The sequence below is a fragment of the Streptomyces sp. NPDC050388 genome, assembly GCF_040655635.1.
GTDB lineage: Bacteria > Actinomycetota > Actinomycetes > Streptomycetales > Streptomycetaceae > Streptomyces.
Genome location: NZ_JBFAKH010000035.1, coordinates 1 through 13173, shown reverse-complemented (window position 1 = coordinate 13173; position 13173 = coordinate 1). Strand labels below are relative to the sequence as shown.

12 protein-coding genes and 2 pseudogenes are annotated in these 13173 nt (G+C 68.9%); 5 read left to right on the top strand and 9 right to left on the bottom strand.

The genetic code is table 11. The features are described 5' to 3' along the window. Nucleotides 1-8 precede the first annotated feature (8 nt). Complete coding sequence (locus tag AB0I73_RS21050) at nt 9-770, top strand: ABC transporter ATP-binding protein (RefSeq protein WP_363039481.1); 762 nt, start codon at nt 9-11, stop codon at nt 768-770. Nucleotides 771-1000: 230 nt separating this feature from the next. Here AB0I73_RS21050 and AB0I73_RS21045 read toward each other — a convergent pair whose 3' ends face one another. From AB0I73_RS21045 to AB0I73_RS21025, 5 genes are all read right to left on the bottom strand, one after another. Further along, complete coding sequence (locus tag AB0I73_RS21045; protein ID WP_363039479.1) at nt 1001-1438, bottom strand: hypothetical protein; 438 nt, start codon at nt 1436-1438, stop codon at nt 1001-1003. 302 nt (nt 1439-1740) lie between these two features. Then, nucleotides 1741-3225, bottom strand: a complete 1485-nt coding sequence (locus AB0I73_RS21040) for an aldehyde dehydrogenase family protein (protein WP_363039477.1) — start codon at nt 3223-3225, stop codon at nt 1741-1743. Nucleotides 3226-3319: 94 nt separating this feature from the next. Next, nucleotides 3320-4408: a Zn-dependent alcohol dehydrogenase gene (locus AB0I73_RS21035; RefSeq protein ID WP_363039475.1), complete on the bottom strand. Its 1089-nt coding sequence runs from the start codon at nt 4406-4408 to the stop codon at nt 3320-3322. Nucleotides 4409-4908: 500 nt separating this feature from the next. Next, on the bottom strand, nt 4909-5631 hold the full coding sequence (locus tag AB0I73_RS21030) for an IS1634 family transposase (RefSeq protein WP_363039473.1): 723 nt from the start codon (nt 5629-5631) through the stop codon (nt 4909-4911). 143 nt (nt 5632-5774) lie between these two features. Further along, nucleotides 5775-6944 (bottom strand): cytochrome P450, encoded by a 1170-nt coding sequence (locus AB0I73_RS21025; protein ID WP_363039472.1) that lies wholly within the window; start codon nt 6942-6944, stop codon nt 5775-5777. A gap of 728 nt (nt 6945-7672) precedes the next feature. Here AB0I73_RS21025 and AB0I73_RS21020 point away from each other — a divergent pair. After that, nucleotides 7673-7879, top strand: a pseudogene (locus AB0I73_RS21020) (transposase); the annotation flags it as partial. Next, entirely contained in the window at nt 7867-8361 is a 495-nt protein-coding gene (locus AB0I73_RS21015) for a transposase (RefSeq protein ID WP_363039470.1), read from the top strand. The pseudogene AB0I73_RS21020 and the gene AB0I73_RS21015, both read left to right, overlap by 13 nt. 117 nt (nt 8362-8478) lie before the next feature. Here AB0I73_RS21015 and AB0I73_RS21010 read toward each other — a convergent pair. Together AB0I73_RS21010 and AB0I73_RS21005 are read right to left on the bottom strand one after the other, a co-directional pair. After that, nucleotides 8479-8643 (bottom strand): annotated as a pseudogene (locus tag AB0I73_RS21010) (pirin family protein); the annotation flags it as partial. Between the two features lie 276 nt (nt 8644-8919). Next, nucleotides 8920-9078 (bottom strand): hypothetical protein, encoded by a 159-nt coding sequence (locus AB0I73_RS21005; protein WP_363039468.1) that lies wholly within the window; start codon nt 9076-9078, stop codon nt 8920-8922. A gap of 553 nt (nt 9079-9631) precedes the next feature. Here AB0I73_RS21005 and AB0I73_RS21000 point away from each other — a divergent pair. Both AB0I73_RS21000 and AB0I73_RS20995 read left to right on the top strand, forming a co-directional pair. Continuing rightward, a complete protein-coding gene (locus AB0I73_RS21000; RefSeq protein ID WP_363039466.1) occupies nt 9632-10516 on the top strand; it encodes a hypothetical protein in 885 nt (294 codons plus the stop codon). After that, nucleotides 10513-11301, top strand: coding sequence for an alpha-L-glutamate ligase (locus AB0I73_RS20995; protein WP_363039464.1), 789 nt, complete (start codon nt 10513-10515; stop codon nt 11299-11301). The genes AB0I73_RS21000 and AB0I73_RS20995 overlap by 4 nt, the downstream gene beginning before the upstream one ends. Before the next feature lie 351 nt (nt 11302-11652). Here the strand turns inward: AB0I73_RS20995 and AB0I73_RS20990 are convergent, their stop codons facing one another. Further along, nucleotides 11653-12195 carry a hypothetical protein gene (locus tag AB0I73_RS20990; RefSeq protein WP_363039462.1) on the bottom strand — a complete coding sequence of 181 codons (543 nt, stop codon included), beginning with the start codon at nt 12193-12195 and terminating at the stop codon, nt 11653-11655. Nucleotides 12196-12224: 29 nt separating this feature from the next. Continuing rightward, nucleotides 12225-13037, bottom strand: coding sequence for an IS5 family transposase (locus tag AB0I73_RS20985; RefSeq protein ID WP_363039460.1), 813 nt, complete (start codon nt 13035-13037; stop codon nt 12225-12227). Between the last annotated feature and the right edge of the window lie 136 nt (nt 13038-13173).

Below are 13173 nucleotides of genomic sequence, written 5' to 3'. Positions count from 1 at the left end.
CGGGTGCGGTGCCGAAGGGACCGGCGGAGCTGCGCATCGACGACCTCACGGTCGCCTACGGTCGGCGCAGCCCCGCCGTGCGGGGACTGTCGGCCCGGGTGGCCGCGGGTTCCACCCTCGCCCTGCTGGGTGCCAACGGGGCCGGCAAGACGACGGTAATGCGGGCGATCACCGGCATGTTGGGCAGCCACGGCGGACGGGTGGTGTCCGGCTCCGTCCTTCTCGACGGCGTGGACATCACCCGGGCCGGACCCGCACAGCGGGTGCGCATGGGCATGGCCCAGACGATGGAGGGGCGGCGCGTCTTCGCGGAGCTGAGCGTGGAGGACAATCTCCGCGCCGGGGCGTGGACCCGTCGCGGCAGAGCGGCGGTCGCCGCGGAACTCGCCGCGGTCTTCGCGCGGTTCCCCGAGATCGCCGACCGCCGTGCGGACAAGGCCGGTTACCTGTCGGGCGGCCAGCAGCAGATGTTGGCGATCGGCCGCGCGCTCATGGCCCGGCCGCGCCTGCTGCTGATGGACGAGCCCTCGCTCGGACTGGCCCCCAAGCTCGTCGACCGCGTGGCGGAGATCGTCGAGGAGATCTCCGCCGAAGGCACGACCGTCGTGCTGATCGAGCAGAACGTCGCGATGGGCCTGGCCGTGTCCGACCGCGCCATCGCGCTGGAGACCGGCCACGTCGCGCTGGAGGGCGACGTGGCCACCCTCGCGCAGGACGACCGGATCCGGGCGGCGTATTTCGGTGGCCGGCTCGACGTGGCCGACGCCTGACCCGAGGTCCGCGGTGCTGCGTGCCGAGCCTCGCCTCCGCGTGCCGGTCCGCGTGCCGGTCCGGCACGCGGACCGGGCCCCGCCACGGGAGCACGGCCGGTCGGCTCGGCTCACCGACAAGGCCCCTGAACCGACGAGTCGAGACTTCGCACACCTCACTCCACGGCAGAGGTGATCTGCGCGCCGCGCCTTCGCCGCTGTCACCGCGGCGGTGGCCACGCCGAAGACGCTCACTGCGCACGCTGTCCTCGGTTGATGCCGGGCACGAAGACCCCGTAGAAGTTCAGCATCTTCACGGTGCGCGCCCGAGTCCGGTCCTTCATGTACGGCCAGGCGGCTTCCACGAGGCCGTCTGCATTCAAGAGCTGTTCGAGGACCTCGAAGTACACGGCGCCGCTGACGTACTGCGAGGAGTGACCCACGATCCGCTCCACAAAGTCCCAGCAACGCCCGAGAAGTCCCGTGTCAGGGTGCGGACTCTCCAACTGCGGCACCAGTACGGGGGTCGTGAGGCAGTCGGCCAGTATCGCGTACAGGTCCAGGACGGCGTCCTGGGTCAGAACGGCCGCTTCCGCGGGCATCCGGTACTTCTCCGCAAGGAACTCCGCGGACTCGGGGACGGTATGCAGCAGAAGAGACGGAATCTCCTCGACGGGGAAGTCATTCACGGCGTACCTGTTTCCTGTGCGGCGATCGCGGTCACTCCGCCTTTCCCTCCCCACTTTGAGCCGGCGAGAAAAAGCGCGCACGTGGGCCGCTGAGTTCGACCAGTCTGTGCCACAGGCGGGAGCAGTGCGCCCGCGACCGGTCCGAGCGGACATCGGCTGACAGGTCCGCTTGCACCGGTGTGTCGCAAAGAGAGGCGTCGCGGTGTGCGGCACCGCACAGGACTCCGCCGGACACCCCACCACGGTAAGGGCGGTGGGGTGTCCGGCGGAGTGGCGGTCCGGAAAGCGGTCCGGGGCGCGGGTCAGCGCCCGAGGCGGCTCCGGAGCGCCGCGACCTCGCTCGCGACGAACTGGTCCAGACCGGCCTCGACGTCCGGGTGGAGGACGGCCTCTCCCGTGGAGCCCGCGGCGAACGGACGGTCTCCCTCGGGTGCGGCGACGGTGCGGCGGTGGGTGAACTCGTCGAAGCCGGCCTTGCCGTGGTAGGCGCCGTAGCCGGAGTGACCGACACCGCCGAACGGTGCACCGGGGACGGTCTGGTGCGCGAAGCAGTCGTTGCGGGTCACGCCTCCCGACGTGGTGCCCTGCACGAACGCCCTGAAGTCCGCGCCGTCCTCCCCGTAGTAGTAGGCGCACAGCGCCGCCGGGCGGACCTGGATGTAGCGGATCGCCTCGGAGATGTCGTCGTAGGGGAAGAGGGAGATGACGGGACCGAAGACCTCCTCGTCGTTGATCTTCGCGTCCGCCGGGACGTCGGTCAGGATCGTCGGAGGGATGAGCCGCTTGCCCGGCGAGGGCAGGTGCGCCGCCTCGTCGGGCGCGACGACCTGGAGTTTGGTCGCTCCTCTGGCGGTCGCGTCGTCGATGAGCGCGGTGATCCGCTCGTAGTTGCGGTCGTTGATGATGGCGACCGCCGCGGGGTTCTCCAGGAAGGTGGGGAAGAGCAGCCGGAACTCGGCCTCGAGCTTGGTCCGGAACGTGTCGAGGTGCGCGCGGGGCACGAAGACGTACTCGGGGCAGGAGCAGACCTGACCGCTGTTCATCACCCGTGCGAGCGCAAGGCGTTCGGCCGCCCGGTCGAGGTCGGCGTCCCGTCCGAGCACGACCGGGTTCTTGCCGCCGAGTTCCAGGGTCACGGGGACCAGGTTCGCGGACGCGGCACCCGCGACCGCCTTCCCGACCGCGGGAGATCCGGTCAGGACGATGTGGTCGAGCGGCAGACTCGAGAAGTCCCTGGCCGTCTCGAGGTCGCCGAGGACGACGGCCACCTCGTCCTCGGCGAAGTACTTCGCCACAGCCTGCGCGAGGACCCTGCCGGTGCGGGGGTGGTTCTCCGGGAACTTCATGATCACCCGGTTCCCCGCGGCCAGGGCGGCGAAGGCGGGGTGGACGGTCAGGCTGACCGGGAAGTTCCAGGCGCCGATGACACCCACGACGCCCTTCGGCTTCTGCTCGATGAAGGCGGGCGGGGGGCCGTCGAGGACGACGGGCTTCATCCACTCCTCGAGGCACTCCCGGTTGACCTTGACGTCCTCCAGCCAGGACAGCACGTCGAACATCTTCGACAGCGCGGTGGGCCGCCTGCCGTAGTCCTCCTGGAGCGCCTCGGCGAGGGGGTCGGCGGCCTCCAGGACAGCCAGCATCAGCCGGTCGATGCGGTCACGGCGCACCTCGGCGCTCGGGGTGCCCTCCGCGAGGAACGCCTCGCGCTGGAGGGCGAGGACGCGCTCCAGCTCCTTCTTGTCGACGTGCTCGGCGGTGACGGTTCCGCTGTTCTGCTCGCTCATGTTCCAGTGCCCATCCTGTCCGGGGGGAAGAGGGTGCGGGTCCGTGGTGCCCTCGCGCGACACGGGCGGGCATCGCGGGCGGGCGTCGGCTCGCTCAGAACGACGTGATGACGACCCGGGTCATGTTCGGGTCACGCAGGGCCTGGTAACCCTCGTTCACCTGGTCCAGGGAGATCTCCTTCGAGACCAGGTCGTCGAGGTTGAACCGGCCGGCCAGGTAGAGCTCCGCGTACATCGGGAGGTCGCGCTTGGGGACGGTCGATCCCATGTAGACCCCCTGCACCCGCTTCTGCGAGACGACCGCGTCGATGCTGGTGAAGGTCAGCGACGTCTCGGGGTCGATCGAGCCGATCAGGTACAGGCCGCCCCCCTTCGTCGCCATCTCCCATCCCTGCTTGGTGACTTGCGGCATCCCGACGAAGTCGAAGACGGCGTCGGCACCGTCACCGGTGATCTCCCGTACGGCCTCGACGGGGTCGGTCGTTCTCGAGTTCACGGTGTGGGTGGCCCCGAAGCGGCGTGCGGTCTCCAACTTCTCGTCGGCGACGTCCACGGCGACGATCGTCGTGGCACCCGCCGTGACGGCCCCGCTGATCGCGTTGAGCCCCACCCCGCCGCAGCCCATGACGACCACGGTCTCGCCCGCCTGCACCCGCGCCGTGTTGACGACCGCGCCGGCGCCGGTGGCGACACCGCACCCCATGAGCGCGGCCTGGGGGAACGGCATCAGGTCGGGCAGCCGCACCAACTGGCTCTCGTGGACCAGGCACTGTTCGGCGAACCCGCCCAGGCCCATGCCCTGGAACAGCGGCTTGCCGTTCAGGCTGAGCCGCGGCGGCTGATCGGCGCCGCGCAGCGTGGCCTCGGGGTGACGGCACTGGTTGATGCGGCCGGACAGGCAGCGGTCGCAGCGGGCGCAGTACTGGACGAGGCAGCCGACCACGTGGTCCCCGACGGCGAACTCCGTCACGTCCGGGCCCAGCCCCACCACCACTCCCGCGACCTCGTGCCCGAGGACGGAGGGGACCGGGAGGCCGAGGTCGTGCTGCGCTGCCGCGAGGTCGCTGTGGCACAGGCCGGACGCCTTCACCTCCACCAACACCTCGCGGCCGATCGGGTCGGCGAGATCGACGTCCGCGAGCGTGAACGGGGCGCCGAACGCTTCGACCACCAGTGCCTTCATGAAGACTCCTTCCGAGAGCTTCGGGACGCGCCGATCGGCGTGTCCCGACCACGCGCATGCTCCACGCCGTGCCCGGGGCGGTCGGTGAACCTCCGTCCCGCTGCGCGCGGTTCGGACCGAACCGTTCCGTGCGTGCGCACGACGGATCGTCGCTCGTCCGCCGTCGACGCAGGCCGGGCCACCACAGGGCCTTTTGAAGCAAGCCGTCTCAGTATGACCATCGTCACAGCGGCCGTGTCAAGGTGCTGTGACCCGGCGGCACGCACGGTCTTCGGAGCGGATGCCGGACACCTTGGTCGCACGGCCGACCACACGCGCGGGGTGGGTCGCGGGAGGCGCCGCGGAACGCGCCGCAGGAGGGCCGGCTCCAAGGAAGGGCGGAAGCGTCGCGGGGAAGTCCGTGCCGCGCGGCAGCGCAACGCGTCACGCGGGCACAGTGGAGCGGCCCCTCCTAGGTCGGTCGACGTGTGGGCCGATCGGCCAAAGAGGGGCCGCCGGTGTCACGGAATGCGACGAATTGCTCGCAGGGAGATGAAATCCACCCCGGCCGCGAGCAGGGCGGCGACATTCGTACAGGACACCAGCTTGGGATCGGCGACCAGCAAGAACTCCCGTGCACCAGCCATGCCTTGCGGGTCCTTCATCGCGCCGACGACCTGGCTGACCTCGGCCGCACCCCCGTCGAAGACACGAGCGTGGACAGGAATGCCGCCGTCGGCGGACACCGCGAGTCCGGCCTGGACCTGCTTCAGGTCCACCCGCCGGTCCTTGGGGCGCCCGTAACTGACGACCGGGTACTGCTCGTCCTGGTCCTCGGCAGGGAAGGCCCCATGGACAGACACGCTGGTCATGTCCCAGTGCAGCCTCGACACGTCGACCCCGAACTCGGCGATCGCCCGGGCACCGACCGTCCCCGCGATTCTGTCCAGCTCCGGCGCGATCGCATCCAGGGCCCGGGCCAGACGGTCGTCGTTGAGCAGGGCCGGCTCGATGCCGCACACCTCCTCCACCACCCAGGTACGGGCCCAGTCACCGACCCGCACCAGCAGCGCGGGCGAGGTCAGCCGGTTGACCACCAGCGCCTCGATCACCTGCCCATGGGTCAGATGCGCGCTCGCGCCTACCGGACACACCTCGTCGACGATCCCGGCGACATCCAGCCGTCGCAGAAACTCGGCAGCGACAGGCAGCGCGCCCAGACGCTTCTCCACCACGGACGTCATCACCACATCAAGGCGCTGACGCTGAGACCGAGGCCGCGGAGACCGGGAAGTCATCGACACACCCCACCCAACGCCACACGACCGGCCCAGGACACCCCCGGACCGGTCACGTCATGCGAATCAACGACCCGCGAAGTACGGGACTAGTCCACGTTCCACCGCAGCGGCAGCGAGTTGAGGCCCAGGACGAGCCCGTGCTCGGTCGGCTCCTCGACCAGTTCGTAGTCGGGGATCTGCCGGTGCCACTCCGCCATCATCACGGCCAACTCCTGGCGCCCCAGATGCGATCCGGGACAACGGTGCGGGCCGGCCCCGAAGGCGAGGTGTCGGGTCTCCTTCCGGTCCAGGTCGACCGTCCGCGCACGGGGGTGCGCCTTCTCGTCCCTGCTCGCCAGCGAGAGGGGGAAGTGCGCCACCTGTCCGGCCTTGACCGGGCAGCCGTGGAAGTCGGCGTCCCGGGTGGCCTTGCGCGCGGTCTGCACGATCGGGTAGACCCGCAGCAACTCCTCGACCGCGTGCGGGATCAACTCGGGCTCGGAAGCGATGCGGCGACGGTCCTCGGGGTGCTTCGCCAGGTGGTACATGAAGTACGAGGCCTCGCCCGCCACCGTGTCCAGGCCCGCCATGAACAACTGCAACAGACAGTTGATCAGGTCCGTATCGGGGATCGGGGCACCGTCGATCTCCCACGTGATCGCGGCGCTGACGATGTCCTGCGCGTCCGGATCAGGGTTCGCCCGACGTTCGGCGAGGAGTTCGCCGAAGTACTGCATCACCTTGTGCAGCGCCGCGGCCTGGAGGGACCGGTCCGGGTCGCTCTCGGTATTGCCGTGCAGGATCTGGTGTTCCCAGACCATGAATTCGTCGAGCTTCTCCAGGGGCATTCCCATGATCTGGAGGAAGACGATCGACGGCAGTACCTGAGCGAAGTCGCGGACGTAGTCGCACTCGCCCTTGTCCCGCAGCCGCTCGATCAACTGGGCGGCCAGACGCTGCTGTTCCTCCTTCAGGGACTTCGTGCGGGCCGGCGTGAACCAGGCCCCGAGCAGCCTGCGCCACTTCGCGTGGAGCGGCGGGTCCAGCATGATCGGGATCCACATGTAGTCCGGGTCCTGCTGGGTCGGATCGACGACCGCACTGGACCACAGGTCGGCCTGTTGCAGGCCTTCGAGCAGTGCGTCGTGATCAGTGAAGATCCAGTAGCCCTTACCCTCCTCGGTCCACACCGCGGGCCGGGACATGTCCTGATACTGGTCGAGCCGGTCGAACAGCCACCCGACCGGCGTGGGCGGCGGACTGTAGACGTAATCCACCACAGGACAGTTGGGATTTTCGGTCGGTTGAGTCTGCTTCACCAGGACCCCTCGCCGATACAGCGTCTAATTTTATGGACGCGGAATCTCATTATGCATAGGGCGCACCCGTGGGGCAACGGTCCTGCACCACCCGTACCGACACCGAAGAATTTCCCCTCAACTCCCTTTAAGACTTGGTTACTTGGCCATCGGCGCCTCATGAAATCCCAGATGGACACGGCACCTCGCCGCTTCGGATCCGCTGCGGAAATCTCCCCGTGCCCGCTCGCGGCGGAGGGCGGGCACCGACCCGAGGCGGCAGACGGAACGACGGTGCCGCCGTCGCGGAGAAAACAACAGTGAGGCACCGGCCGGCCACGTCACCGCCGCCGAACGCGCCGCCCTACAAGGCAGGCTGACCAACGCGTACGGGCTGGAGCACGGCATGACCGATGGGTGCTCGCCATGGGCATGTCGCGGGGACACGGATGCGCCGACGCAGGACGACTTCAGGCCGGCCTCTTCGCGGGTCCGGGCGGCTGGAGTCACGCTCTGACGGTGCTGGGTGCTCGGGACGTCGGTCTGGAGTGGGACGAGTGGGCCTGCAAAACCCGCTCCGCCGCTGGACAGTTGAGACGGTGTCCCGCCGAGTGGTGTAACAGCGATCTCTTCATAGCCCCTGGTCACGGGGCAGCCATCGCACAACTCTCCGAGTAGAGAAGCTCGTTGAAACGAGAGGTGACACGATGGCCTTGTCCCAGCATGACTTGCTCCGCCTGATGGAGTCACTGCGTACGGCGGACCGAATCGAGTTGATCAGGATCCTGGCCCAGCGGATCCCGCAGGAACTCATCGAGGCCGAGGCCACCGCGCACATCGGCGCGGAACCCGGCGAGCACACCGAGACCCGCACGACGATGCGCAACGAGCACGGGGAAAGGTGCTCACCACGCAGGCCGGCGACCTGGACCCGGCGATCCCCAAGGTCCGCACCGGCAGCTTTTTCCCCAGCCTGCTGGAGCGCCGGCGCCGCATCGACCAGGCTCTCTACGCCGTCATCCTGGAGGCATACGCCCACGGCGTGTCCACGCGGTCGGTCGATGACCTGGTCAAGGCCCTGGGCAGCGACACCGGGATCTCCAAGTTTGAGGTCTCCCGGATCTGCGGCGCCCTGGACGCCGAGCTGAGCGTGTTCCGCACCCGGCCCCTGGACCAGATCCGCTTCCCCTGCATCCATCTCGACGCGACGTACTGCAAGGCGAGGATGCACCACCAGATCGTCTCCCAGGCCGTGGTCATCGCCACCGCCGTCCTCGTCGAGATGCACGACGAATGGATCGCCTTCCCCCGCCGCTGCCTTCCCGAAGGCAGCATGGACAGGATCTACCTCAACGAAGATCAACCCGACGCCGTTACACCACTCCAAGGGACATGACCTCCCGTTCCGGTCCGCACTCCGCTCAGCCGTTCTCCCGCGAGCGGCTGGAAGGCGGGAGGCAGCGCCCGGCCGCCTCCCGCCCACCAGCCACCAGGACTCAGGCATTCCCGCAGGTCAACGCACCCTTCCCCGCGGTTTCAGCGGCACCGGCGGGAGTTCGGGGGCGGGCAGCGGGGCGCCGTCGTAGCCCTTCACCTCGCCGAAGCGGGTGCCGGTCATCCAGTCCCGGCGGGCCTGTTCGATCTCCTCCTGGGTGCGGCCGATCCAGTTCCAGAACATAGCGGACCCTGCACGCATTTCCGCAGGTCAACGGCGTTCCGGACTGTCGACGGTCAGCAAAATGTCAGCATCGGTCCCGGAGGAGTCAGCAACCGTGCGTTCCACGGCCCTGGTTCGTGGGACGGGGTCGTTCTTCAAAAAGTGCGAGCATCCGCGGTCTCGGTGGTCGAAGTGCCCTCACCCGTACAGGATCCGGTATCGGTCGGCAGCCGGGAAGCAGGTGAAGGAGTCCGGGTTCGCGACCCGGGACAAGACGATTGCGCGTTTGACAGAGGTCTACAACGCGAAGAAAGCGGCGCCGCGGGGCCAGGCGAAGGCGGAGCGCATCGCCAGGTACGGGGCGATGCGGTTCGAGGAGTACGCCGCCCGGTGGAAGGCCGGACAGCGGGACCTGGGGCCGGCGTCGGTGGTGCACCTGGACTCGCTGCTGGCCATCCACCTGCTGCCGCTGCTGGGCAGCCGGTGGAACCTAACGACGGACTACCGGTGCAGGACAGGAGTATGCGGTCTTCGTCCAGGCGAAGGGTCTGGGGTGCCCGTTGAAGTCGGTGAGCCGGCCGCGCATGTCGCAGTTCGGGGGCCTGGACGCAGCGGCGGACACCGCGCCTGAGCTTCTTCTGCGTCAGCTCGGCGAACCATCGCTCCACCAGGATCAGCCACGACAAGCTCGTTGATGTCGCGTCTGGTCCTGGACGTGGCGCAGCGCCCACGTAGCGGGCAGTGGCTGCACACGCGTTTGAACTGGTCCGCTCGACGTCTCCAGGAGGTGCGATGGCGGATGCGGGTGGGCCGGGGCTCGGAGCCGGCGTGCTGCCCGCGCCCTGTCCCCGGCACGAGCGGCCGAGCGGCCGCGGCGCGGCCCGCCGGCCCCGTGACAGCAGACGACTTCCTGACCGCCCGGTCATGACATCCTGTAACGCCACAAGACATTACGGAATGCCGGACGACAGGCGGTAAGACGGGCGCCCGGCGGCGACGGGGAAGAACGATGAAACTCTGTTTTCTGGTGGAGGAGCAGTATCGCCACGACGGTATGCCCGTCGAAGTGATCCGCCAACTCGCCTCCTGGGGACACCAAGTGGACGTGTTGCGCCCCGGTGGCTCCCTGTTGCGCCTGACAGAGGCCGTACAGACGAGCATCCATGACGCATGGGTACTCAAGACGGTCTCCGGCGGCCCGGGCCTCACCCTTCTCGAAGCGGCGGCCTCGGCCGGCCTGACGACGATCAACAACGCCCGGGCGATACGAGGCGTAAGGGACAAGGCGCTGGCCGCCGCCATCGGCCTCCGCCTCGGGCTGCCCCTGCCTACGACCTACGCGGCCGCGCTGCCCGAACTGCTAGTGGGGATACCCGAGTCGGAGTATCCGATCGTGGTCAAGCCCGCTGACGGCAGCTCGGGCCGAGCCGTGCACCTGGTGTCCTCCCCGCGCCGGCTCGCCGAGATGCTCCCCGACCTGGCGGGGGAGGGCATGCTCATTGCCCAACCGTACGTGCCCAACTCTGGCGTTGACATCAAGGTGTACAGCATCGGCGACGAGTTGTACGCCACCGAGCGCCGTTCCCCGCTCCACCCGGACCACGCTGTACGGGAGCGCCGCGTTCCGCTGTCGGCTGAGATCGCCGCGATTGCTGGTCAGGTCGGCGTGGTCTACGGCCTCGATCTGTACGGTGTGGACGTGGTCCTGGGACCGAATGGCCCTGTGGTCGTCGACGTGAACGACTTTCCCAGCTTCCGTCAGGTCCCCGACGCGCCGGTACGCCTGGCAAGGGCCGTCCTCGCCCTGGCGGCCGGCGCGGGCGGGGCGACCGCGGCTGCGCAGCCGCCGCTCGGCGCCGTTCCGGGCCCCCTGACGGCAGGCAAGACGGCATGAGAATCGGCCTGATCACGTCTGAGCCCAGCCACCCGCTACTGAGCCTCACTACGGCCCTGCTCGCGCCCGACCACCACGTGGATGTGCTGGATCCGCGTACGCCGCTGCCCGTTTCCGAACCGCTCGCTGACGTCTACCTGCTGAAGGCACGTACGCCACATGCCCTCGCACTCGCCCGGGTTCTGGAGCAACGTCGCGCCTGCGTGATCAACTCGGCCACTGCGACCGCGCTGTGCCAGGACCGTACGTCCATGGCCGCACTGGCCCTGAGTGCTGACCTCCCTTTCGCCGCCACGCATACCTTCACCACCCTCGCCCGGCTGGCGTCCGGGCCGGCGCTGTCCGGACCCGCGGTGGTCAAGAGCCGCCACAGCCGGCGGCACGATGTGGTGGCCCGCGTCGACAGCCCGTCGCACCTGCGGGACTTGGCCGCCGCCCATCCGGACGAGCCGGTCGTGGTCCAGGATTTCGCCCCCAACGACGGCTGGGACTACAAGCTTTGGGCGATCGGCGACCGGCTCTTCGCCGGCCTGCGCCGCTCCGAACTCTCCCCCGAGGGACGCGGCCCCACACGAGCGCTCCGCCTCGACGACCTGCCGCCCGGATGGTCGGCCCTGGTGCACCGCGTCGGAGAGGTGTTCTCCCTCGACGTCTACGGCGTGGACATCATCGACCGCGGCCACGGCGCCCCACTGATCGTGGACATCAACGCCTTCCCCGGCATCCGGGGCCAGTCGGGTGCTCCTGAGGCTCTGGCAGCGCTGGCCCTGTCCCGGGCCAACTGAGCCGATACGGACCGGCTTGCGTGCCGTGGTGCGGGAGATGCAGGTAGGAGCGGTCGGGATCTCCTCGTACGGCGGGCCCCGGAATCCGGGCCCGCCGCCGCGCCCTGACCGCTGCGGCGTACACCGGCAGTCCCACCACCAGGCCCGCGCCCGCGCCGAAGCACAGCGTCGGCACCAGATCCCAGAACCCGGCCCACGGCCCCCGCACGGCGGCCCGGTCGCGCGCGGTCCGCTGCGCGGCACCGGCCGCCGCGCAGCCGACGACCACCACCGCGGCCACCCACCGGTCTCGGACCGACAGCACGGGTAAGACGCCATTTCTGATGGTCGTATGGCTGTCCAGACGGGTGTTTATGCCTGGAGGCAGGACATACGCAACTCGGCCAGAGCATCCCAGGCTGAGTCGGGAGCGAACAGCGCCGTCGACGTGCTGTGCCCGGGAACGAACAGCACATAGTGCCTTGCCAGGTAGGACAAGTCACCCCACGGCTCCTGGTCGTGCGCACGCGCGAGCACTCGGCCGCAACGCGTACAGGCAATCCACGGGACAACCAGGAGATCAGCCAGTGCCGTGTCGGTGGCGACAGAGGATCCGGGCAACGGGACAGTGTCGGCATGCTCGATCAACCTCAGCGTGCGGTCCCCCTGATGGTCGCCGAGGCATCGGCCGAGGCCGGGAGCAAGCGCTGTCCGCACGCCCCAGACCTCGGCCGCCACGGCGATCTCAGCCCGCACTGTTTCGCTGATCGGCACCTGATGCTGCAGAAGGCCGGCGACGAGCTGGTCGAGTCCCGCTTCCTGTTTCCCGATGGCCCAGCAGTCCATAAATCCCGCGGCGTCAGCGGGTGGCAGCAGCGCAGCGAACCGACGCCACTGGGTTGCTTCATCGATCACGCGGACGAGGCTATCGGTGCCGTCGCCGATCAGGCTGTGGCGAGACGGCGGTGACAGATGAGAGTGGCGGCGATACCGACGAAGGCGAGGAAATGGTCGGGCTTGCGTTCGTAGCGGCGGTGCAGGCGGCGGCACCCGGCCAGCCAGGACACCGTCCGCTCCACAACCCAGCGATGCCGCCCCAGCCGTTGCGAGGATTCGATTCCTTTGCGGGCAATGCGGGGCGTGACGCCACGTGCTCGGAGCCATCGCCGCAGGTGGTCGTAGTCGTACCCCTTGTCGCCGTGAAGCTTGGCAGGCCGCCTACGGCGTGGTCCGCGGCGGGACCGGATCGGTGGGATCCCGCGGATCAGGGGCTGAAGACCCTGGCTGTCGTGGAGGTTGGCGTCGGAGATGCCGAGCGAAAGCGGCAGACCGTTCCGGTCAGTTACCAAGTGGATTTTCGAACCGAGCTTGCCGCGGTCGGTCGGATTCGGTCCCGTCAGAGGCCCCCCTTTTGCGGCCCGAACGCTGACCGAGTCGATTGCGCAACGGGACCAGTCCAGCTCACCACGAGCGCCGAGTTCGTCGAGCACGACACGGTGGAGCCGGGCCCACACCCGCGCACGGCTCCACTGCGCGAAGCGCCGGTAGACCGTCTGCCAGCACGGGCCGAACGCCGACGGCAGCTGCCGCCAGGTGCAACCCGATGTCGCGACAAACATGATCGCGGCCAGCACCTCACGGTCGTCCGCTCGCCGCTTGCCTCCGCCCTGCGGACGGGCCACCTCAGTCGGCGGCACCACCCGCCGAAACAGCACCCACAAATCTTCCGGCACCAGACGCTCGACAAGGCTTGCCATGCTCTGACCAACGAGAGCGGCCAGCCATCAGAAACGGCGTCTACTGATCTTTTCGTTAGTTCGGTGGGTGTGGCGGGCTCGTTGGTGGGAGTCTGGTGTCGTGTCTTTCAAGCCTTCGCCTGTTGTCTCCGGGCCT